General features: G+C 70.2%; 18 protein-coding genes. 5 read left to right on the top strand and 13 right to left on the bottom strand.

Going from position 1 to position 21,558, the window contains the following annotated elements; genetic code table 11:
- Positions 1 to 90 precede the first annotated feature (90 nt).
- From AB0G79_RS08305 to AB0G79_RS08320, 4 genes are all read right to left on the bottom strand, one after another.
- Positions 91 to 1,713 (bottom strand): cytochrome bc complex cytochrome b subunit, encoded by a 1,623-nt coding sequence (locus tag AB0G79_RS08305; protein ID WP_360802110.1) that lies wholly within the window; start codon positions 1,711 to 1,713, stop codon positions 91 to 93.
- Positions 1,710 to 2,762, bottom strand: a complete 1,053-nt coding sequence (locus tag AB0G79_RS08310; protein WP_360802113.1) for a Rieske 2Fe-2S domain-containing protein — start codon at positions 2,760 to 2,762, stop codon at positions 1,710 to 1,712. Before AB0G79_RS08310 ends, AB0G79_RS08305 begins: the two co-directional genes overlap by 4 nt.
- Positions 2,759 to 3,568, bottom strand: a complete 810-nt coding sequence (locus tag AB0G79_RS08315) for a c-type cytochrome (protein WP_360802116.1) — start codon at positions 3,566 to 3,568, stop codon at positions 2,759 to 2,761. The genes AB0G79_RS08310 and AB0G79_RS08315 overlap by 4 nt, the downstream gene beginning before the upstream one ends.
- 75 nt (positions 3,569 to 3,643) lie before the next feature.
- Positions 3,644 to 4,264 (bottom strand): heme-copper oxidase subunit III, encoded by a 621-nt coding sequence (locus tag AB0G79_RS08320; RefSeq protein ID WP_360802119.1) that lies wholly within the window; start codon positions 4,262 to 4,264, stop codon positions 3,644 to 3,646.
- A gap of 202 nt (positions 4,265 to 4,466) precedes the next feature.
- Here AB0G79_RS08320 and AB0G79_RS08325 point away from each other — a divergent pair, with 202 nt between their 5' ends.
- On the top strand, positions 4,467 to 4,868 hold the full coding sequence (locus tag AB0G79_RS08325; protein WP_360802122.1) for a hypothetical protein: 402 nt from the start codon (positions 4,467 to 4,469) through the stop codon (positions 4,866 to 4,868).
- 59 nt (positions 4,869 to 4,927) lie between these two features.
- On the opposite strand, the gene AB0G79_RS08330 is transcribed toward AB0G79_RS08325, so the two are convergent.
- The 4 genes from AB0G79_RS08330 to coxB form a co-directional block, all read right to left on the bottom strand.
- Positions 4,928 to 6,181: an Ig-like domain-containing protein gene (locus AB0G79_RS08330; protein ID WP_360802125.1), complete on the bottom strand. Its 1,254-nt coding sequence runs from the start codon at positions 6,179 to 6,181 to the stop codon at positions 4,928 to 4,930.
- A gap of 135 nt (positions 6,182 to 6,316) precedes the next feature.
- A complete protein-coding gene (locus AB0G79_RS08335; RefSeq protein WP_360802128.1) occupies positions 6,317 to 6,715 on the bottom strand; it encodes a cytochrome c oxidase subunit 4 in 399 nt (132 codons plus the stop codon).
- Positions 6,712 to 8,448, bottom strand: coding sequence for a cytochrome c oxidase subunit I (ctaD, locus tag AB0G79_RS08340; RefSeq protein ID WP_360802131.1), 1,737 nt, complete (start codon positions 8,446 to 8,448; stop codon positions 6,712 to 6,714). The genes AB0G79_RS08335 and ctaD overlap by 4 nt, the downstream gene beginning before the upstream one ends.
- Entirely contained in the window at positions 8,445 to 9,410 is a 966-nt protein-coding gene (gene coxB, locus AB0G79_RS08345) for a cytochrome c oxidase subunit II (protein ID WP_360802134.1), read from the bottom strand. The genes ctaD and coxB overlap by 4 nt, the downstream gene beginning before the upstream one ends.
- 348 nt (positions 9,411 to 9,758) lie before the next feature.
- Here coxB and AB0G79_RS08350 point away from each other — a divergent pair, with 348 nt between their 5' ends.
- Positions 9,759 to 11,144, top strand: coding sequence for an aminotransferase class V-fold PLP-dependent enzyme (locus AB0G79_RS08350; RefSeq protein WP_360802137.1), 1,386 nt, complete (start codon positions 9,759 to 9,761; stop codon positions 11,142 to 11,144).
- Positions 11,145 to 11,194: 50 nt separating this feature from the next.
- On the opposite strand, the gene AB0G79_RS08355 is transcribed toward AB0G79_RS08350, so the two are convergent.
- Positions 11,195 to 12,169: a carbohydrate kinase family protein gene (locus tag AB0G79_RS08355; RefSeq protein WP_360802140.1), complete on the bottom strand. Its 975-nt coding sequence runs from the start codon at positions 12,167 to 12,169 to the stop codon at positions 11,195 to 11,197.
- 130 nt (positions 12,170 to 12,299) lie between these two features.
- On the opposite strand from AB0G79_RS08355, the gene AB0G79_RS08360 reads away from it, so the two are divergent.
- Both AB0G79_RS08360 and AB0G79_RS08365 read left to right on the top strand, forming a co-directional pair.
- Positions 12,300 to 12,506: a hypothetical protein gene (locus AB0G79_RS08360; protein ID WP_360802143.1), complete on the top strand. Its 207-nt coding sequence runs from the start codon at positions 12,300 to 12,302 to the stop codon at positions 12,504 to 12,506.
- A gap of 82 nt (positions 12,507 to 12,588) precedes the next feature.
- On the top strand, positions 12,589 to 14,049 hold the full coding sequence (locus AB0G79_RS08365) for a hypothetical protein (RefSeq protein ID WP_360802146.1): 1,461 nt from the start codon (positions 12,589 to 12,591) through the stop codon (positions 14,047 to 14,049).
- Positions 14,050 to 14,127: 78 nt separating this feature from the next.
- Here AB0G79_RS08365 and AB0G79_RS08370 read toward each other — a convergent pair whose 3' ends face one another.
- Positions 14,128 to 14,484 carry an iron-sulfur cluster assembly accessory protein gene (locus AB0G79_RS08370; protein ID WP_360802149.1) on the bottom strand — a complete coding sequence of 119 codons (357 nt, stop codon included), beginning with the start codon at positions 14,482 to 14,484 and terminating at the stop codon, positions 14,128 to 14,130.
- Positions 14,485 to 14,733: 249 nt separating this feature from the next.
- Between AB0G79_RS08370 and nadA the strand changes: the two genes are divergently transcribed.
- Entirely contained in the window at positions 14,734 to 15,930 is a 1,197-nt protein-coding gene (nadA, locus tag AB0G79_RS08375) for a quinolinate synthase NadA (protein ID WP_360802152.1), read from the top strand.
- Between the two features lie 88 nt (positions 15,931 to 16,018).
- On the opposite strand, the gene AB0G79_RS08380 is transcribed toward nadA, so the two are convergent.
- The 3 genes from AB0G79_RS08380 to AB0G79_RS08390 form a co-directional block, all read right to left on the bottom strand.
- A complete protein-coding gene (locus AB0G79_RS08380; protein ID WP_360802155.1) occupies positions 16,019 to 19,195 on the bottom strand; it encodes an efflux RND transporter permease subunit in 3,177 nt (1,058 codons plus the stop codon).
- A 158-nt stretch (positions 19,196 to 19,353) separates the two neighbouring features.
- Positions 19,354 to 20,049 (bottom strand): response regulator transcription factor, encoded by a 696-nt coding sequence (locus AB0G79_RS08385; protein WP_360802158.1) that lies wholly within the window; start codon positions 20,047 to 20,049, stop codon positions 19,354 to 19,356.
- Entirely contained in the window at positions 20,046 to 21,281 is a 1,236-nt protein-coding gene (locus AB0G79_RS08390; protein ID WP_360802161.1) for a sensor histidine kinase, read from the bottom strand. Before AB0G79_RS08390 ends, AB0G79_RS08385 begins: the two co-directional genes overlap by 4 nt.
- Positions 21,282 to 21,558: the final 277 nt, after the last annotated feature.

Consider the following 21,558-nt stretch of genomic DNA (forward strand, 5'->3'; position numbering starts at 1 on the left):
TATCGATCCCCGGGGACGGCGAAGAGCCCCGTCCATCGAATGGACGGGGCTCCTCAGCGTGGCGACCTGGGTCGGAGGAAGGTCAGGTGATCAGTGGTGGCCGTGGCCGTCCTGGATCGCCTTGTACTCCTCGGCGGTGGGCTTGGCGATCTGGTTGTCGTCGCCGTAGTAGCCCTTGTTCAGCTTGACCCGGAGCTTCTCCAGGCGGCCGACCTTGCGCTCGACACCGTTCTCGTCGACGGCCGGCGGGAGCTCCGCGGCCGCGTACTGCTCGTGCGCCGTGAGGCGGTGCAGCTCGCCCTGGCTGAGCGGCTCGTGGACCTCGACGAACTCACCGTGCGGCAGGCGCTTGATGATGCCCGACTCGCGGCCGTGCAGCACCTTGTCCTTGTCGCGGCGCTGGAGGCCGAGGCAGATCCGCTTCGTCGCGATGAACGCGATGACCGGGCCGACGAAGAAGAAGATCCGCACGAACCAGGTGATCGAGTTGATCGACAGGTGGAAGTGGGTCGCCCAGAGGTCGTTTCCACCACCCACGAGCATGATCATGTACGCGGTGATCCAGGCGACACCGAAGGCGGTGCGCGTCGGAGCGTTGCGCGGGCGCTGCGCGATGTGGTGCTCGCGCTTGTCGCCGGTGATCCAGGACTCGATGAACGGGTAGACCGCGATCGCGGCGAGGACCGCCGGGAAGATCGCGAGCGGGATCATCACGCCCAGGACCAGCGTGTGGCCCCAGAGGTTGATCTCCCAGCCCGGCATGACACGGATCAGACCCTCGGCGAAGCCCATGTACCAGTCGGGCTGGGCGCCGGTCGACACCTGGTCCGGACGGTACGGGCCGAGCGCCCAGATCGGGTTGATCGAGGCGATCGCCGCGATGACCGCGATGACGCCGAAGACCAGGAAGAAGAAGCCTCCGGCCTTCGCCATGTACACGGGCAGCAGCGGCATGCCGACGACGTTGTTGTTCGTCCGGCCGGGGCCGGCGAAGTGCGTGTGCTTGTGGACGAACACCAGGATGAGGTGGGCGACCACGAGGCCCAGCATGATGCCGGGGAGCAGCAGCACGTGCGCCGAGTAGAACCGGGCGACGAAGTCGCCGCCGGGGAACTCGCCGCCGAACAGGAACATCGAGAGGTACGTGCCGACGACCGGCACGGACAGGATCGCGCCCTGCATGAAGCGGACACCGGTGCCGGAGAGCAGGTCGTCCGGGAGCGAGTAACCGGTGAAGCCGGTGAACATGCCCAGGAAGAACAGCAGGAAGCCGAACAGCCAGTTGATCTCACGCGGCTTGCGGAACGCACCGGTGAAGAAGACGCGCATCATGTGCACGAACATGCCGGCGAGGAAGATCAGCGCCGCCCAGTGGTGGATCTGCCGGATGAGCAGACCACCGCGCACCTCGAAGGAGATGTGCATGGTCGAGTTGAACGCCTCGGACATCAGCTGTCCCTGGAGCGGGACGTACGGTCCGACGTACTCCACCTCGTTCATCGACGGGTGGAAGAACATCGTCAGATAGACGCCCGTCAGGATGATGATGAGGAAGCTGTAGAGGCAGATCTCACCCAGCATGAAGGACCAGTGGTCCGGGAAGATCTTCCGCATGTTGGCCTTGGCCAGGGTGTAGATCCCCAGCCGACCGTCGGCCCAGTCGGCCACCCGCTCACCGGCGGGGGCTTTCTTCGTAGCGGTCACGGTGCTCATCCGCGCTCCCAGAAGGCAGGACCGACGGGCTCGTCGAAGTCGCCGAGCGCCTCGAGGAAGCCCTTGTCGTTCACGCCGATCCGCAGCTGCGGGAGGGCGTGGCCGGCCGGGCCGAAGATGACGCGGGCGCCGTCGGAGAGGTCGAAGGTGGACTGGTGGCACGGGCAGAGCACGTGGTGCGTCTGCTGCTCGTACAGGGAGATCGGGCAACCGACGTGGGTGCAGATCTTCGAGAAGGCGACGACACCGTCGTGCGACCACTCGAGCTCACGCTTGTCCTTGATGTCGTCCGGCTGGATCCGGACGATCATCAGGGCGGCCTTGGCGATCTCGGTCTGGAAGTCGTGGTCGTGCTCCGACATGCCCTCGGGCATGGCGAAGGTCAGCGAACCCACGGCGACGTCCTCGGGACGCAGCGGCTCGTGCGTGTTCATGTTGATGAGCTGCTTGCCCTTGGCCCACTTGGTGGTCCGGAGCTTCTTCTCGGGCAGCGGGCCCATGTCACGCAGGAGCATGACGCCGGAGAGCGGGACGAGCGCCAGCGCACCGAACATCGTGTTGCGGATGAGCTTGCGGCGGCCCATGCCCGACTCCGCGGCACCGGCCGCGAAGTCCGCCATGACCTTCGCCTTGACCTCGGGCGTGGCCTCCATCGGGTGACGCTCGTCGGCGACCTCGACGTCGGACATCAGGGTGCGGGCCCAGTGGACCGCGCCCGCGCCGATGAAGAAGAGGGCCGCGCCGAGGGTCAGACCCAGGGCGAAGTTGAGCGAGGACACCCGGCCGAAGGGCCAGATGTACACGATGTGGTCGACCGGGAAGATCACGTACGACGCGATGAAGCCGATCGTGGCCAGCATCGACAGCGTGAACATGAAGGCGACCGCGCGCTCGGACCGGCGGGCGGCCCGCTCGTCGATGTCCTGGATGCGCGGCTTGTGGGGCGGAAGGCCCGGGTCGGCGAACGGGTCGTCGGCGACCTTCACCGCGCCGTGCGCGGTGTCCTGCCCTGCCGGCAGGTTCTCTTCTGGATTCTCTTGGCTACTCATGACTTCTTGGCCTTAGCGGTGTGGGCCGCGACCCAGATGGCAACTGCGATCAGCGCGCCCAGACCGAAGATCCAGGCGAACAGGCCCTCGCTGACGGGACCGAGACCACCGAGCTTGAGACCGCCCGGGTTGTCGGCCTTGTCGCTGTTGACGGCCTGGACGTACGCGATGATGTCCTTCTTCTCCTTCTCCGGCATGGTCGTGTCCGGGAAGGAGGGCATGTTCTGCGGGCCGGTCTGCATGGCCTCGTAGAGGTGCTTCGGGCTCACGCCTTCGAGGCTCGGGGCGTACTTGCCGTTGCTCAGCGCGCCACCCTCACCGGTGAAGTTGTGGCACTGGGCGCAGTTGGTGCGGAACAGCTCGCCACCCTTGGCGACGTCGGCACCAGCCGGGTTGTACTGCTCCTCGGTCGGCGTGATCGGGCCGGCACCGAGAGAGGCAACGTACGCCGCGAGCTGATCGATCTCAGCCTGCGAGTAGATGACCTTCTTCTTCGGGACCTGGGCGCCCGGCTGCTGGGCCGGCATACGACCGGTGCCGACCTGGAAGTCGACCGAGGCCGAGCCGACGCCGACGAGGGGCGGGCCGTCAGTGGTTCCCTGACCGCCGGTTCCGTGGCAGCTGGCGCAGCCGACGGAGTAGAGCTTCTTGCCCTCCTCGATGGCGAGGGACTGGGCGGTTTCATCGGCCTTCGCCGTGCCCGCGGGCGCGAACGCGGCGTACAGCCCCCCAGTGGCCGCCAGCGCGAGAAGTAGGACGACGACCGCCGCCAGCGGATGGCGTCGTCGTGCGGAGAGCTTTTTCACGGATTACCCCGGTGTCAGGATCTTCTGCGTCGATGCTTGCTGGATGTCTCGGACCCGCCGTGGGGCGGGGCCCGATTACTTGATCATGTAGATCGTGGCGAAGAGGCCGATCCAGACGACATCGACGAAGTGCCAGTAGTAGGACACGACGATGGCGGCGGTTGCCTGCTCGTGGGTGAACCTCTTGGCGGCGTAGGTCCGGCCGAGGACCAGCAGGAAGGCGATGAGACCGCCCGTCACGTGCAGGCCGTGGAAGCCGGTGGTCAGGTAGAAGACCGAGCCGTACGGGTCCGACGAGAGCGAGAGGCCCTCGTGCTTGACCAGCTCGGTGTACTCGAACACCTGGCCGCCGATGAAGATCGCACCCATCACGAACGTGATGATGAACCACGTCCTGAGCTTCTTCACGTCGCCCCGCTCGGCGGCGAACACGCCGAGCTGACAGGTGAGGGAGGAGAGCACCAGGATCGTGGTGTTGGTCGCCGAGAACGGGAAGTTCAAGGCGTCTGCCTTTTCCGCCCAGAACTCGGGACCGGTCACCGATCGCAGGGTGAAGTACATCGCGAAGAGGGCCGCGAAGAACATCAGCTCGGAGCTCAACCAGATGATGGTTCCGACGCTGGTGAGGTTCGGCCGATTGACCGAGGGGTGCGCGTGCCCTGTTTCTACTGTCGTTACTGTCGCCACGACCGACATTATGTCGGTCGCTTATCCCGCCCTCACTCCGGGGGGTGCCGTTCGGAGTGTCAGGGGGGTGTGTCCAGCCCGAACGGCCCAGTGCCGACCCCTTCGAACAGGTGCTGAACGGGTGTTGACGGGGTGTGGACCGGAGTAGCATCCCGCGCATCGATCGACGACCTTCCCAGACCTTCCCACGGACTTGCCCCACGGAGGAACGATGCAGTCGAGCGCCACGGTCCTGGTCTACAGCGACGACGCGAACACCCGCGCGCAGGTGCGCCTCGCCGCGGGGCGCAGGCCCGCGGCGGACGTGCCCCCGGTCGAGTTCGTGGAGTGCGCGACGCTCCCGGCGGTCCTGAAGGCCCTGGACGAGGGCGGGATCGACGTGTGCGTCCTGGACGGCGAGGCGGTGCCCGCCGGCGGCATGGGCGTCTGCCGGCAGCTCAAGGACGAGATCTTCCGCTGCCCGCCGGTGCTGCTGCTCATCGGGCGCCCCCAGGACGCCTGGCTGGCCACCTGGAGCCGCGCCGACGCCGCGATCACCCATCCGGTGGAACCGGTGGAGTTCGCGGCGTCCCTGGCGGCCCTGCTGCGCTCCCGCCTCTCGATCGAAGCGTGACCCCGGGCGCGTCGCCCCCGTCCGGGGGGGCGGCGCGGCCCCGAGGGGTGTCCCGCTCCCTAGAGCGACGGCCTCAGACGGGCCTTGGCGTCCTGCGTGGCGGTCGGGTCGCCGGTCTTCTCCACCAGGGCGCTGCCCTGGCGCCACTTCTCCCAGGACAGGTTCCAGTCGCCGAAGCCGTTCCCGAAGGTGTCCATCGTGTCGCCGTAGCTGTTGACGGTCCTGACGATGTCGCCGGGGCGGACGGTCTCGTAGAACCAGGCCGCGTTCCCCGTCGACATGCCGACGCAGCCGTGGCTGACGTTCGCCACGCCCTGCGAGTCCACGGACCAGGGCGCGGCGTGCACGTACTCGCCGCTCCACGTCACCCGGGTGGCGTAGTAGACCGGCAGGTCGTACGACTCCGAGGTGCCCTCGGAGATGCCGATGCTGGTGCCGCGCATCCGGACGTAGTACTCCTTGCCGAGCACCACCTTGATGCCGTTTCGGGTGGAGAAGCCCGGTTTGCCGGTGGTCACCGGAATGGTGTTGATCACTTCTCCGTTGCGCCGCACGGTCATGTAGTGCGACTCGGCGTCCGCGACCGCCTCGATCCGGTCGCCGATGGAGAGCTTCAGGGGCTTGGACGCGCCGCCGTAGAGCTTGTCGCCGACCTTGAGGCCGTCGAGGTTGGCCGAGGCGGTGACGAGCGCTCCGGCCGGCCAGTACTCCTTGGGCCGGAAGTGGAGTTCCTTGTCGTCGACCCAGTACCAGGAGCCCTCGACGGAGGGCGTGGAGCGGACCTTGAGGGCCCGCTCGACGACCGCGCGGGCCGCCCTGTCCTTCACCGGGAGGCTGAGCTCGGCGGTGAGGGGCTGCCCGACGCCGTACGTGCCCGCCTCCGGCCCGAAGGTGACGGTCAGGGCCCTTTTGGCCGGAGCCGTCTCGAAGGTGTACGTACGGGCGCCTGGCGCGCCGTCCTCGTCCTCGGTGGCCACCCGGACCGTGTAGCGCGCTCCTGCCGCGAGCGCGGCCGTGGAGCGCCACCGCCGCCCGTCCGCGGTGAGTTCGCCCGCGAGGCGCCGTCCCGCCGCGTCGACGGCGGTCACGTCGGTGATCCGCCCCTCGCCCTTGGCGGAGACCTCCAGGGGCTTCTCGGGGTTCACCCTCGCCCCGGCGTCCGCCGCGCTGAACGCGAGCTGGTCCACCGCGTCGTACGGCCTCGCGGACAGCGGATGGCCGTCGGATCCCGCGCACGCCGTGGCGGCCGCCGTGACGGTCACGACCAGGAGGGTGCAGCTCAGAACAGTCCGAATGCGCGGCGTGTCGTTCATGACCTCACCGTAAGAACATTCCCTTCCGGCAGCGCGCCCTGATGCTGCAAAAGAGGGGCCCGGACACTTCGGTGACGAAGTGTCCGGGCCCCTCGGGTGCTCCGGTGGCGGTCGCCCGCCGGGGAGGAGGTACCGCTACTGGTTCTGGTTCTCGCCGCGGTAGAACTCGAAGACCCAGCCGAACAGGCCGACGAGGATCAGCGGGGCGGAGAAGTACAGCAGCCACCAGCCCATCGCGACGGCGAGGAAGGCGAGCGCGCCACCGATGGCCAGCGAGAGCGGCTGCCAGCTGTGCGGGGCGAAGAAGCCCAGCTCACCGGCCTCGTCCGCGACGTCGGCCTCCTTGTTGTCCTGCGCCATCGCGTCGACACGCTTGGCCGTGAAGGCCAGGTAGTAGCCGATCATGATGGACAGGCCGAAGGCGAGGAAGAGCGCCGTGGTGCCGACCGGCTCCTTCGACCACACGCCATACACGATGGCCATGGCCAGGATGAAGACGCTCAGCCAGATGAACATCTTGCCTTGGATCTTCACTTGCCGGCCTCCTTGCCGCTCGTGAGGGCCTCGGCCACGTGCCCCTTGTTCTCCAGCTGGTCGACAGCGGCGATCTCGGGGTGGTGCAGGTCGAAGGCCGGCGACTCGGAACGGATCCGCGGCAGGGTGAGGAAGTTGTGCCGCGGCGGCGGGCAGGACGTCGCCCACTCGAGCGAACGGCCGTAGCCCCACGGGTCGTCGACCTCGATCTTCTTGCCGTACTTGGCGGTCTTCCAGACGTTGTAGAAGAACGGCAGGATCGACAGGCCGAGCAGGAACGAGGAGATCGTCGAGATCGTGTTCAGCGCGGTGAAGCCGTCGGCGTCCAGGTAGTCCGCGTAACGACGCGGCATGCCCTCGGCACCGAGCCAGTGCTGCACCAGGAACGTGCCGTGGAAGCCCACGAACAGCGTCCAGAACGTGATCTTGCCGAGGCGCTCGTCGAGCATCTTGCCCGTGAACTTCGGCCACCAGAAGTGGAAGCCGGAGAACATCGCGAAGACGACGGTGCCGAAGATGACGTAGTGGAAGTGCGCCACGACGAAGTACGAGTCGGAGACGTGGAAGTCCATCGGGGGCGAGGCCAGGATGACGCCGGTCAGACCACCGAAGGTGAAGGTGATCAGGAAGCCGACGGCCCAGAGCATCGGGGTCTCGAAGGACAGTGAGCCCTTCCACATCGTTCCGATCCAGTTGAAGAACTTCACGCCTGTCGGTACGGCGATGAGGAACGTCATGAAGGAGAAGAACGGGAGGAGCACGCCACCGGTGACGTACATGTGGTGCGCCCACACGGTCACGGAGAGACCGGCGATCGCGATGGTCGCGGCCACCAGACCGATGTAGCCGAACATCGGCTTACGGCTGAAGACCGGGATGACCTCGGAGATGATGCCGAAGAACGGCAGCGCGATGATGTACACCTCTGGGTGGCCGAAGAACCAGAAGAGGTGCTGCCAGAGCAGCGCTCCACCGTTGGCCGCGTCGAAGATGTGCGAGCCGAACTTGCGGTCCGCCTCCAGGGCGAACAGGGCGGCCGCCAGGACCGGGAAGGCGAGCAGGACCAGGACACCGGTCAGCAGCACGTTCCAGGTGAAGATCGGCATGCGGAACATCGTCATGCCCGGAGCGCGCATGCAGATGATCGTGGTGATGAAGTTGACCGAACCGAGGATCGTGCCGAAGCCGGAGAAGGCCAGACCCATGATCCACATGTCGGCGCCGACACCCGGCGAGCGGACGGCGTCCGACAGCGGGGAGTAGGCGAACCAGCCGAAGTCGGCGGCACCCTGCGGGGTGAGGAAGCCGGCGACCGCGATGATCGAGCCGAAGAGGTAGAGCCAGTAGGCGAACATGTTCAGCCGCGGGAACGCCACGTCGGGCGCGCCGATCTGCAGCGGCATGATCCAGTTCGCGAATCCGGCGAACAGCGGCGTCGCGAACATCAGCAGCATGATCGTGCCGTGCATCGTGAACGCCTGGTTGAACTGCTCGTTCGACATGATCTGCGTACCCGGACGGGCCAGCTCGGCGCGCATGAAGAGCGCCATGAGTCCGCCGATGCAGAAGAAGACGAACGACGTGACCAGGTACAGCGTCCCGATCGTCTTGTGGTCGGTGGTGGTCAGCCACTTGATCACGACGTTGCCGGGCTGCTTGCGGCGTACGGGAAGCTCGTTCTCGTACGAGTCCTCAAGCGAGGCGGCACCCTGGGTTTCGTTGTGGATGCTCACAGCTGGTGCTTCTCCGCATTCCTAGCCGGGTCCGTCTGCTCGATGCCGGACGGAATGTAGCCGGTCTGCCCCTTCTCGGCCAGCTCCTTCAGGTGCTGCTGGTAGCGCTCCGGAGAGACCACCTTGACGTTGAAGAGCATCCGGGAGTGGTCGACACCGCACAGCTCGGCGCACTTGCCGAGGAAGGTGCCCTCCTGGGTCGGGGTGACCTCGAAGGAGTTCGTGTGACCCGGGATGACGTCCTGCTTCATGAGGAAGGGGACCACCCAGAAGGAGTGGATGACGTCACGCGAGGTCAGGACGAACCGGACCTTTTCGCCCTTCGGCAGCCACAGGGTCGGGCCCGGGTTGCCGGTCTGCGGGTTGCGGTCGCCGGGGATGCCGGCGTCGTAGACACCGCCCGCGTTCTCCGGGAACGCGTCCAGGAACTTGTCCGGGATCGAGGCGAGGTTCTTGTCCGTCTTGGCGTCGCCCTCGACACCGGGCACGTTCTCGACGTAGTTGAAGCCCCAGCTCCACTGGTAGCCGACCACGTTGATGGTGTGGGCCGGCTTGGGGGAGAGCTCGAGGAGCTTCGACTCGTCGCGTGCGGTGAAGTAGAAGAGCACCGAGACGATGATGAGCGGGGTGACCGTGTACAGAGCCTCGATGGGCATGTTGTAACGGGTCTGCGGAGGTACCTCGACCTTGGTCCGGCTGCGCCGGTGGAAGATGGTGGCCCAGAGGATGAGGCCCCACACCAGGACGCCCGTGATGAGCGCGGCGGCCCACGAGCCCTGCCACAGGGAGAGGATCCGGGGAGCCTCTTCCGTGACGGGGGTGGGCATGCCAAGGCGGGGGAAGTCTTCCCAGTTGTACGAGCAGCCCGTGGCTGTCGCCAGGATCAGGCCCGCAGTCAGCACCTGCGGCAGCTTCCGCCGCATCGGGCGCCGCGACGAGCGGTCGGAGCCGTTGGGACTCACGTAGCGCCTTCCCGAGAGTCTCGGCCCGCGTTTGGTCGGCCACGGCCGTCCGTCTCGCTGGTCGGTCGCCGCCCCGGCCGCGGGCAGGGGTTTGGATGTTTATGCGGACCAAACCCTACTGGACGCTATTTGGGGTCGCGCGGGGAGGGTGCCCAACGCGCCGTCCGAGTCCCCGAAGGGGTGGATTCCCGCCTTCCGGAGGGGGGTCCTGAACGCCCGTTCGGCGGGCTGGGGGCGTGGCGGGGCCGGGTTCTGACGGGGCCTCACGGGTGACGGAAGGGCGGACGGGGGTCCGGGCGTGTCGGCCCCTCCCCCGGGCGGTGCCGTCCCGGGGCCTACCGTGGGCGGATGCCGTACTTCGACGCCGCGTCCGCCGCACCCCTCCACCCCGTCGCCCGTCAGGCGCTCCTCGCCTCCCTGGACGAGGGGTGGGCCGACCCGGCCCGGCTCTACCGGGAGGGGCGCCGGGCCCGGCTGCTGCTCGACGCGGCGCGGGAGGCCGCGGCGGAGGCCGTGGGGTGCCGTCCGGACGAGCTCGTGTTCACCCCTTCGGGGACGCGCGCGGTTCACGCCGGGATCGCGGGGGCGCTCGCGGGGCGCCGGAGGGTCGGGAACGGGCTCGTCGTCTCGGCCGTCGAGCACTCCTCCGTGCTCCACGCGGCCGAGGGCCACGCGGCGGTGGGGGGCTCGGTCACCGAGGTGCCGGTGGGCCGGACCGGGGCGGTCGGGGCCGGGGCCTTCGCGTCCGCGCTGCGCCCCGACACCGCCCTCGCCTGCCTCCAGTCCGCCAACCACGAGGTGGGGACGGTCCAGCCGGTGGCCGAGGTCGCCGAGGCGTGCCGGGCGGCGGGCGTGCCGCTCCTCGTCGACGCGGCGCAGTCCCTGGGCTGGGGTCCGGTGGCGGGCGACTGGTCGCTGCTCGCGGCGAGCGCGCACAAGTGGGGCGGGCCGGCGGGCGTCGGCCTCCTGGCCGTGCGCAAGGGCGTCCGTTTCGCCCCGCAAGGCCCGTCCGACGAACGGGAGTCGGGGCGGGCGCCCGGCTTCGAGAACCTCCCGGCGATCGTCGCGGCGGCGGCCTCGCTCAGGGCCGTGCGGGCGGAGGCGGAGGCCGAGGCGGCGCGGCTGCGGGGGCTCGTGGACCGGATCAGGGCGCGGGTGCCGGAGCTGGTGGCGGACGTGGAGGTGGTGGGCGACCCGGTGGACCGGCTCCCCCACCTGGTCACGTTCTCCTGTCTGTATGTCGACGGGGAGACGCTGCTGCACGAGCTGGACCGGGAGGGTTTCTCCGTTTCGTCCGGTTCGTCGTGTACGAGTTCCACGCTGACGCCCAGCCATGTGCTGCGCGCGATGGGGGTGCTGAGCGAGGGGAACGTCCGGGTGTCGCTGCCGGCGGGCACGGCGGAGACGGACGTGGACCGCTTCCTGGCGGTGCTGCCGGGGGTGGTGGCGGGGGTGCGGGAGCGCCTCGGCGCCCCGGCGGGCGCGCCGGCGGCCGCCCCCGCTTCCGGTCCGCTCGTCGTGGACGCCCTGGGGAAGCGCTGCCCCGTCCCGGTCATCGAGCTGGCGAAGGTGTTCGGCGAGGTGCCGGTGGGCGCGACGGTGACGGTCCTGTCGGACGACGAGGCGGCCCGTCTGGACATCCCGGCGTGGTGCGAGATGCGCGGCCAGGAGTACGTGGGCGAGTCGCCGTCCGCGAAGGGCGGGGTCGCGTACGTGGTGCGGCGCGTGTCGTAAGCCGCGCGCGCGGGAGCCGGGCGGAGGGTCTCCGCCCGGCTCCCCGTGGGTCACTTCAGGTAGGACTGGACCTCGGCGGCAGCGGTGTCGCCGTACGCCTTGGTGAAGCGGTCCATGAAGTTGGCGCGGGCCAGGGTGTACTCCTGCGTGCCGAGCGTCTCGATGACCAGGGTCGCGAGCATGCAGCCGAGCTGCGCGGCGCGCTCCAGCGAGACGCCCCACGACAGGCCGGTCAGGAAGCCGGCGCGGAACGCGTCGCCGACGCCGGTCGGGTCGACCTTCGCCGTCTCCTCCGGGCAGCCGACCTCGATCGCCGGCTCACCGACCCGCTCGATGCGGACGCCGCGCGAGCCGAGGGTGGTGATGCGGTGGCCGACGCGGGAGAGGATCTCCTGCTCGGTCCAGCCGGTCTTCGACTCGATGAGGCCCTTCTCGTACTCGTTCGAGAAGAGGTACGTCGCCCCGTCGAGCAGCGTGCGGATCTCCTCGCCGTCCATGCGGGCGATCTGCTGCGAGAAGTCGGCCGCGAACGGGATCGACCGCGAACGGCACTCCTCCGTGTGGCGGAGCATCGCCTCGGGGTCGTCCGCGCCGATCAGGACCAGGTCCAGACCGCCGACCCGGTCGGCGACGGCCTTGAGCTCGATCAGCCGGGCCTCGCTCATCGCGCCCGTGTAGAACGAGCCGATCTGGTTGTGGTCCGCGTCCGTCGTGCAGACGAAGCGGGCCGTGTGCAGGACCTCGGAGATCCGGACCGCGGACGTGTCGACGCCGTGGCGGTCGAGCCAGGCGCGGTACTCGTCGAAGTCGAAGCCGGCCGCGCCCACGAGCAGCGGGCTGCTGCCCAGCTGGCCCATGCCGAAGCAGATGTTGGCCGCGACGCCTCCCCGGCGCACGTCCAGGTTGTCGACGAGGAACGAGAGGGACACCGTGTGGAGCTGGTCGGCCACGAACTGTTCGGCGAATCGGCCGGGGAAGGTCATGAGGTGGTCGGTGGCGATGGAGCCGGTGACTGCGATACGCACGGCTGGATGCTCCTGCGGGAAGGCGGTAATGACAGTTCACGCTACCGGGTGAGGACGCCACTTCCGAACAGTGGAAACTACCCCAGAGTAGGTCTTTTCCCCGATGCGCTGTGGTGCATACGGTGCCGCCATGACCATGTACCCCGCTCCTCGCGAGCGTCACGAGTCCGAGTGGAGCCTCGCCGAGCTGCGCGGCGACGGCGCTCGGATGGCCCCCCACTGGGTCACCCCGGTCGCCCCCGCCCCCGCTCCGGTCTCCCCCGCGTCGATCCACGGCGTCGTCGTGCCGGCCGCCTCCGCGCGCCTCATCGCCGCCACCGCCGAGTACGGCGGCTGACCCGCCGACGCGGCCGACGGAACCGTCCGCCCCTCCGTTCCGTCCCATTGCCGTCCGGTCGACTCGATCGAGGGAGCGTGCGGTGAGCAGCGACACGGAGAACGGGAAGCGGCGGCGCCGAGGAGTCACCGCCGCGGTGGCGGCCGGGGCCGTCCTCGCCATAAGCGGCGGGGTCTACCTCTCCTTCGCCGCGACCGCGCCCGGCGAGGGCGCCCCTCTCGCGGCGGCGCCCGCGAGCACCCCGCCCGTCCTGGACGCGGGCGGCGGTACGGGGAGCGGTGCCGGCATCGCGCCCGGCGAGCCCGATCCCCACGGCGGTCCCCACGGGATCGTCTACACAGCCAAGGGCCCACTCCCCCAGGGGCCCTCCTCGGCCGCGGTCCACCGGCCGCAGGGCCTGGTCACCTCGGCGGAGGTGACCAGGCTGGCCGAGGCCCTCGGTCTGCCCGGCGCCCCCGCGCTCGTCGGCGACGTCTGGACGATCCGGCCCGAGAAGGACGGCTCGGGGGCGCGCCTCGACGTCGCCCGGAAGGCGCCGGGGAACTGGACGTACTCCTGGTACGACGGCGGGCCCGTCGACGACACCTGCCTCAAGGGCAAGGCCTGTCCCCCGCCCGGCGAGACCAAGCCCTCCCCCGGCGGCTCCCCGGTGAGCGAGGCCGCCGCGAGGGCGGCCGCCGCGCCGGTCCTCAAGGCGGTCGGGCAGGACGACGCCAAGGTGACGGCCACCCAGGTCGTGAACGGGTCGGTGCGGCTCGTGAACGCCGATCCCGTCGTGGGCGGGCTGCCCACCCACGGCTGGTCCACCGGCTTCCAGATCGGGCCCGACGGCAGGACGGTCGCCGCCAGCGGGATGCTCAAGGAGCCGGCCGAGGACGCCGCGTACCCCGTCGTCGGGGCGGAGAAGGCCCTCGCCGAGCTGAACGAGGCGTCGAAGGGCACGGGGCCGGTCGGGATCGGGGGGTGTGCCACCGACCCGCCCGCGGGGGCCGCCGTGGAGCCCGTCGCGCCCGTGGAGCCGATCGCGCCCGGCAACCCCACGGAGCCTCAGGGCTGCCCGACCGCCGCCTCGGCCCCGCCCGAGCAGGTCCCCGTCACGGACGCGGTCTTCGGGCTCGCTCCCCGGGACGTGGAGGGCGAGCGGCTGCTCGTGCCCTCGTGGCTCTTCACCGCCGACCCGGCGGGCACCGCGCCCTACACGGTGGCGCAGAGCGCCCTCGTCCCCGGCCAGGGGGTGGCGCCGGGCGAGCCCGCGCCCACGTCCACGCCGGCTCCCGCGCGGCTGATCCAGTCGTACCGGGCCGACGCCGACGGCCGGAAGCTGACCGTCACCTTCTGGGGCGGGGTGTGCAGCGACTACGCGGTCACGGCCCAGGAGAGCGCCGACCGGGTCACCGTACGGATCAAGGAGACGCCCCGCGATCCCGACCGGGCCTGCGTCGCCATCGCCGTCGAGGTGACGAAGACGGTCGCCCTCGACCGGCCGCTCGACTCCCGGACCGTGGTGGACGGGGCCAGCGGGGAGGGCGTCCCCCGGAGCTGACCGCGGGGGCGGGGGAACGCGTGAGGGCGGCGGCCCGGGGAACCGGACCGCCGCCCTCACGGACGTACAGCTACGGGCTCAGCTGAACGAGTCGCCGCAGGCGCAGGAGCCCGTGGCGTTGGGGTTGTCGATCGTGAAGCCCTGCTTCTCGATGGTGTCCACGAAGTCGATCGAGGCACCGCCCAGGTACGGGGCGCTCATGCGGTCGGTGACGACCTTGACGCCGTCGAAGTCCTTCACGACGTCGCCGTCGAGCGAACGCTCGTCGAAGAACAGCTGGTAACGCAGGCCGGAGCAGCCACCGGGCTGAACGGCGACGCGCAGGGCCAGGTCCTCGCGGCCTTCCTGGTCGAGGAGGGCCTTGACCTTGGCCGCGGCGGCGTCGGACAGGAGGATGCCGTCGCTGACAGTGGTCTGTTCGTCCGATACGGACATCTGCTTCTCTCCCGGTGTGTACGGAGACTGCTTGCCAACGGTGGAACCGTCGGTGCCCCGGATTCATTCCGGGCCGCGTGGGGTCTTTCCTCTTTCATGCTCGCACACCCGGCACCGGAGCGGGGACGGCGAATTCGTCACATCGACACTATGGACATCGTCATGCTGACGCGAAGCGGTTATGATAGATAGCGTCATTTCGACGAAAAGCGTTGCCGAAGACCCTCAGCAGAAGACCCTCAAGAAAGGGTGCGTGACGTGACCACCGCCCAGCCCCGTCCGGATCTCGACGTCCAGCCGACTCCCCTCGCCCTCCTCCTCCTCGGCCGCGAGGCCGACCCGAAGAGCGAGCGCGGTGTGGAGTGCCCGGGCGATCTGCCGTCGCCCTCCGACCCGGACCTCGTGGAGCGCGCCCGCGCCGCCAAGGAGAAGCTCGGGGACAAGGTCTTCGTCCTCGGCCACCACTACCAGCGCGACGAGGTCATCCAGTTCGCCGACGTCACCGGCGACTCGTTCAAGCTCGCCCGCGACGCGGCGGCCAAGCCCGAGGCCGAGTACATCGTCTTCTGCGGCGTGCACTTCATGGCCGAGTCGGCCGACATCCTCACCGGCGACGACCAGAAGGTCGTCCTGCCGGACCTCGCGGCCGGCTGTTCGATGGCCGACATGGCCACCGCCGAGCAGGTCGCGGAGTGCTGGGACGTGCTGACCGAGGCCGGGATCGCCGACCGGGTCGTGCCGGTCTCGTACATGAACTCCTCGGCCGACATCAAGGCGTTCACCGGCAAGCACGGCGGCACGATCTGCACCTCGTCCAACGCCGAGCGGGCGCTGAACTGGGCCTTCGAGCAGGGCGACAAGGTGCTGTTCCTGCCGGACCAGCACCTGGGCCGCAACACCGCCGTCCGCGACATGAGCATGTCCCTTGACGACTGCGTGCTCTACAACCCGCACAAGCCGAACGGCGGGCTCACCGTCGAGGAGCTGCGCGCCGCGAAGATGATCCTGTGGCGCGGGCACTGCTCGGTGCACGGCCGCTTCTCGGTGGACTCGGTCAACGACGTCCGCGAGCGCATCCCGGGCGTGAACGTCCTCGTCCACCCCGAGTGCAAGCACGAGGTCGTCGCCGCCGCGGACTACGTCGGCTCGACCGAGTACATCATCAACACCCTGGAGGCGGCCCCGGCCGGCTCGAAGTGGGCGATCGGCACGGAGCTGAACCTCGTCCGCCGCCTGGCGAACCGTTACGCCGACCAGGACAAGGAGATCGTCTTCCTCGACAAGACGGTCTGCTTCTGCTCGACGATGAACCGCATCGACCTGCCGCACCTGGTGTGGACGCTGGAGTCGCTGGCCGAGGGCAACCTCGTCAACCAGATCCGGGTCGACGAGGAGACGGAGAGCTTCGCCAAGCTCGCGCTGGAGCGGATGCTCGCCCTGCCGTAACGGTTCCTCACGTACGGAGAAGGGGTGCCCCACCGCGGTGGGGCACCCCTTCTCCGTGTCGGCGGGCCCGTGGGCCGGCGTCAGCGGGTCAGTCGAGCACGTCGAGCAGGGAGGCGGTCACCGGGTCCACGTCCGCCTGCTGCGGCATGTCCACGATGTCGTCGCCCTTCTCCTTCCCGGCCTTCTCCTTCCCGGCCTTCTTCGCCGCCTTCTTCTTCGCCCGGCGCTCCTTGCGGAGCTCCACCATCGCGTACAGCGTCGGCACGAGGAGGAGGGTCAGCAGTGTCGAGGTGATCAGGCCGCCGATCACGACCACGGCCAGCGGCTGGGCGATGAAGCCGCCCTCGCCGGTGATGCCGAGGGCCATCGGCAGCAGCGCGAAGATCGTCGCCAGGGCGGTCATCAGGATCGGGCGGAGCCGGTGGCGGCCGCCCTCGACCACGGCCTCGACGACCCCCAGGCCCTGGGCCCGGTACTGGTTGATCAGGTCGATCAGGACGATCGCGTTGGTCACGACGATGCCGATGAGCATCAGCATGCCGATCATCGCCGGGACACCCATCGCGGTGTCCGTGGCGACGAGCAGGCCGAGGGCGCCGGTGGCCGCGAACGGGATCGAGACCAGCAGGATCAGCGGCTGGATCAGCGACCGGAAGGTCGCCACGAGCAGCATGAAGACGATCGCGACGGCCGCGAGCATCGCCAGGAAGAGGTTGGTGAACGCCTCGGACTGGTCCTCGGAGACGCCGCCGATGCTGACGGTGGCGCCCTCGGGCAGGTCGAGGGCGTTGATCTCCGTCTGGAGCGCCGCACTCACCGCGCCGGTGTTGTCGCCGGTCGGCTTGGCCGAGATCGTCGCCGCGCGGGCGCCGTCGATCCGGGTCATGGAGACCGGGCCCGGGACGAGTTCGACGGTCGCGACGTCGCCCAGCTTCACCGGGCCGAGCGGCAGCGCCTTCAGCTCGGCCAGGGTGGTGGTCGGCTTCGCCGAGGTGATGAGGACGTCCCGCTCGGTGTCGTCGAGGATCGCCTTGGCGGCCGGGGTGCCCCGGACGGCCTGGGCGACGATCATGCCGAGCGAGCCGGAGTCGAAGCCCGCGTCGGCGGCCTTCTCGTTGGCCTTCACGGAGATCCGCGGGACGGACTGGGCCAGGTCGCTCTGGACGTCGGTGACGTCCTTCATCCCGGCGACGGCCGCGCGGACCTGCTCGGAGGCGGCCTTGAGGACGTCCGCGTCGGCCGCCTTCACGACCACGCTCAGGTCCTGGCTGCCGAAGCCGTCACCGGCCGCGATGGTGGTGTCGCCGATGCCGTCGAGTCCGGCGAAGGCCTTCTCCAGGGCGTCGCGGGTCTTCTCGTACGCGTCGGAGCTCTCCAGGCCGACCTTGTACGAGGCCTGGTTGGAGCCCGTACCGCCGCCGAAGGCCGCCATGAAGCCGGAGGAACCGACGGTGACCTGGTAGTCCTTGACGCCCTCGGTCTCCGCGAGGATCTTCTCGATCTTCTTCGCGGCCTCGTCGGAGGCGCTCAGGCTGGTGCCCGGCGGCAGCTCCTGCTGGACGCTCAGCACCTCCTGCTCGCCCTGGTCGAAGAAGTTCGTCTTCAGGAACGGCGTCATGCCGAAGGTGACGACGAGGACGGCGACGGCGATGGCCAGGCTGGTGAGGCGGCGCCGGGTCGCGAAGCGCAGCACCGGCACGTACGCGCGCTGGAGACGGCTCCTCTCCTCCTTCGCCTCGGCCAGGCGGCGGGCCTCCTCCAGGTCCTCAGGGGTGCCCTTGGGGGCGCGGAGGAACCAGTACGAGAGCACGGGGACGACCGTCAGGGAGACGAGCAGCGAGGCGAGCAGGGCCGCCGTGACCGTCAGCGAGAACGAGCCGAACAGCTCGCCGATCATGCCGCCGGTCAGGCCGATCGGCAGGAAGACGGCGACGGTGGTGAGGGTCGAGGAGGTGACCGCTCCGGCGACCTCGCGGACGGCGGTGATGATCGCCGCCTGGCGCTCCTCGCCGTAGCCGAGGTGCCGCTTGATGTTCTCCAGGACCACGATCGAGTCGTCGACGACCCGGCCGATGGCGATGGTGAGCGCGCCGAGCGTCAGCATGTTCAGGGACAGGTCGCGGGTCCACAGCACGATCAGGGCCAGGACGACCGAGAGCGGGATGGAGACCGCGGTCACCAGGGTCGAGCGGATCGAGGTCAGGAAGACCAGGATCACCAGGACGGCCATGACGAGGCCGAGCGCGCCCTCCGTGGTCAGGCCGGAGACGGCCTTCGCGACGGCCGGGCCCTGGTCGGAGACGACGGTCAGCTCGGCGCCGTCGCCGAGGTCGCGGCGGAGCTCGGGGAGCTTCTCCTCGACGGCGTCGGAGATGGCGACGGCGCTGCCGTCCTTGTCCATGGTCGCCATGACGGCGAGGCTGGGCTTGCCGTTGGTGCGGGTCAGGGAGACGGCCGGCGACTCCTCCTGGCGGACCTCGGCGACGTCGCCGAGGCGGACGGCCCTGCCCTTGCCGGGGACGGCCGCCGGGATGCGCAGGTCCTGGATCTGCTCGATCGAGGTGTAGCCGCCGCCGACCTGGATCGTGCGGCTCCTGCCGTCCTCGGAGAACGAGCCGGCCGGGATCGTGCCGCCGCCGGAGCGGAGGGCCTCGGCGAGCTTCATGGTGTTCAGCCCGGCCGCGGCCAGCTTGCGCTGGTCCGGGACGACGGAGATCTGGAGGTCCTGGACGCCGCTGACGGACACCTGGCCGACGCCCTCGATGCCTTCGAGGGCGGGGACGACGGTCCGCTCCAGCTGGTCGGCCAGGGCCTGCTGGTCCTTGCCGGAGGAGGCGGCGAGGACGACGGTCGGCATGTCGTCCGTCGAGCCGGCGATGACCTGCGGGTCGACCGCGTCGGGCAGCTGGGCGCGGGCCCGGTTCACGGCCTGCTGGACGTCGGCCACGAGCTGCTTGGTGGAGTCGTCGCCGTAGTCGAAGGAGGCCATGACGACGGCCATGCCCTCGGAGGCGGTGGCGGTGACGCCCTTCAGCCCGTCGACGGACTTGAGGCTGCTCTCCAGGGGTTCGACGACCTGCTTCTCGACCACATCGGGAGAGGCGCCCTGGTACGGGGCGAGGATCGAGACCATCGGCAGCTCGATCGAGGGGAACAGCTGCTGCTTCAGCTGCGGTATCGCGATCGCGCCGAACACGATCGCGACGATGGACATCAGCCCGATCAGGGCCCGTTGCGCGAGGCTGAATCTGGACAGCCAGGACATGGGGTCTCTCTTCTGTGGCGTACTCGGCGACGAACGGGAGCAGCCAGGACCTGATGCGCTCCCCCCGGCCCCTACCCTCTGCCATCCGGGGCCGGAAGTCCTCGGCCCCGAGGTCCACATCCTTATGCCGCGCATACCGCGTCTGGAGTACGCGGCAGCTACTCCGTCCTCGGACGCACCAGACCCGACTCGTACGCCGTGACCACCAGCTGGGCCCGGTCGCGGGCGCCGAGCTTGGCCATCGTGCGGTTGACGTGCGTCTTCACGGTGAGCGGGCTGACGTCGAGCCGCTCCGCGATCTCGTCGTTGGAGAGCCCGCCGCCGACGAGGACGAGGACCTCCCGCTCGCGGGCGGTGAGCGCGGCGAGCCGCTCGGGGTACGGCCGTCCGGCGTCGCCCGCCGGGTCGAGCCCGCCGCCCTGCGCCAGGAAGCTGGCGATCAGGCCCTTCGTGGCGGCCGGGGAGAGCAGCGCCTCGCCGGCGTGGGCGATCCGGATCGCGCCGAGCAGCTCCTCGGGCTCGGCGCCCTTGCCGAGGAAGCCGGAGGCTCCGGCGCGCAGCGACTGCACGACGTACTCGTCGACCTCGAAGGTCGTCAGCATGACGATCCGTACGTCCGCGAGCTCGGGGTCGGCCGTGATGGCACGGGTCGCGGCGAGGCCGTCCGTACCCGGCATGCGGATGTCCATGAGGACGACGTCCGGCCGCTCCGAGCGGGCCAGGGCGAGGGCCTGCTCGCCGTCGGCGGCCTCGCCGACCACCCTCATGTCGGGTTCGGAGTCGACGAGGACCTTGAAGGCGCTGCGCAGCAGGGCCTGGTCGTCGGCGAGCAGCACCCGGATCACCGGCGTCACGCGTCCTCCCCCTCTCCGGTACGGGTCGTGGTCACCGGCAGTATCGCCTGCACGCGGAAGCCGCCGCCGTAGCGGGGTGCGGTGGTCAGGGTGCCGCCGAGGGCGCTGACCCGCTCCCGCATGCCGAGCAGGCCGTGACCGCCGGAGTCGGACCGCGGTTCCGCCGGGGTCTGCGGGGTGCCGTTGTCGAGGACGGTGATCTCGACCGTACGGCCGACCCTGACGACGCTCACCTCGGCCACGGCGTCCGGTCCCGCGTGCTTGCGGACGTTGGTCAGGGCCTCCTGGACGATCCGGTACGCGGCGAGGTCGACGGTCGCGGGGAGCGGGCGGTCGTGCTCGCTCTCGGTACGGGCCAGGGTGACCGGCAGGCCGGCCTTCCGGAAGCTGTCGAGGAGCCCGTCGAGGACGGCGAGGCCGGGGGCGGGTTCGGTGGGGGCCTCGGGGTCGCCGGACTGGCGCAGCAGGCCGACGGTGGCGCGGAGCTCGTCGAGCGCGGAGCGGCTCGCCTCGCGGACGTGGGCGAGGGCCTCCTTCGCCTGGTCGGGGCGCCTGTCCATGACGTGGGCGGCGACGCCGGCCTGGACGTTCACCAGGGCGATGTGGTGGGCGACGACGTCGTGGAGGTCGCGGGCGATCCGCAGCCGCTCCTCGGCGACGCGGCGGCCGGCCTCCTCCTCGCGGGTCCGCTCGGCGCGCTCGGCGCGCTCCCTGATGGCGTCGACGAAGGCCCGGCGGCTGCGGACGGCGTCGCCCGCGGCGGCGGCCATGCCGGTCCAGGCGAAGACGCCGAGGTTCTCCTGCGCGTACCAGGGGGTCGGGCCGAAGACCATCGCGGCGGCGGTGAGCAGGGCCATGGTGACGAGGCCTACGCGCCAGGTGGTGGGGCGGTCGGTGCGGGAGGCGACGGTGTAGAGCGCGACGACGACGCTCATCGCGATCGGCGCGGGGCGGGTGTCGTTGACCAGCTCGACCAGGCAGATCGTCACGGTGAAGCAGAGCACCGCGAAGGGGCTGCGGCGGCGGAGCACCAGCGCGGCCGCCCCCACGACCATGATCAGCACGCTCCACGGGTCGGGGGCCCGGTCCCCGAAGGTGGGGCCCTCGGGGCTGCCGTGGGGGTCGGTGAAGGAGGCCGCGACCATGCAGACGAGGGTGCCGGCGGCGATGGCGGCGTCGAAGGCGAGCGGGTGCGCGTGGAACCAGGCGCGGAGGCGGGCGGCGGGGGTCACGTGGCGAAACGGTACGGGGTGGGCGGGGCGGCGCGGGTACGGGGCGCCTGCGGCGGGGGGGCGCGGGTGCGGGGGGGGCGGTGGGGGTGCGGGGGGCCGTCTCCCGCCTGCGGCGGGCCTTCTCCCCCACCCCGCCCCTTCCCGAAACCGGGGCTCTGCCCCGGACCCCGCGCCTCAAGCGCCGGCGGGGCTGGATTCGGCTCTGTCCCGGACCCCGCGCGCCGAACGCGGCGGGGCTGGATTCGGCTCTGTCCCGGACCCCGCGCGCCGAACGCGG

The organism is Streptomyces sp. NPDC020807, from assembly GCF_040641575.1.
Lineage (GTDB): Bacteria > Actinomycetota > Actinomycetes > Streptomycetales > Streptomycetaceae > Streptomyces.

Bases quoted from the DNA above. Each gene is read 5' to 3' on its own strand.
- AB0G79_RS08370 (WP_360802149.1), bottom strand. From the start codon at position 14,484: ATGTCCGTATCGGACGAACAGACCACTGTCAGCGACGGCATCCTCCTG.
- AB0G79_RS08380 (WP_360802155.1), bottom strand. From the start codon at position 19,195: ATGTCCTGGCTGTCCAGATTCAGCCTCGCGCAACGGGCCCTGATCGGG.
- AB0G79_RS08360 (WP_360802143.1), top strand. From the start codon at position 12,300: ATGACCATGTACCCCGCTCCTCGCGAGCGTCACGAGTCCGAGTGGAGC.
- AB0G79_RS08320 (WP_360802119.1), bottom strand. From the start codon at position 4,264: ATGTCGGTCGTGGCGACAGTAACGACAGTAGAAACAGGGCACGCGCAC.
- AB0G79_RS08310 (WP_360802113.1), bottom strand. From the start codon at position 2,762: ATGAGTAGCCAAGAGAATCCAGAAGAGAACCTGCCGGCAGGGCAGGAC.
- AB0G79_RS08305 (WP_360802110.1), bottom strand. From the start codon at position 1,713: ATGAGCACCGTGACCGCTACGAAGAAAGCCCCCGCCGGTGAGCGGGTG.
- AB0G79_RS08330 (WP_360802125.1), bottom strand. From the start codon at position 6,181: ATGAACGACACGCCGCGCATTCGGACTGTTCTGAGCTGCACCCTCCTG.
- AB0G79_RS08325 (WP_360802122.1), top strand. From the start codon at position 4,467: ATGCAGTCGAGCGCCACGGTCCTGGTCTACAGCGACGACGCGAACACC.
- AB0G79_RS08350 (WP_360802137.1), top strand. From the start codon at position 9,759: ATGCCGTACTTCGACGCCGCGTCCGCCGCACCCCTCCACCCCGTCGCC.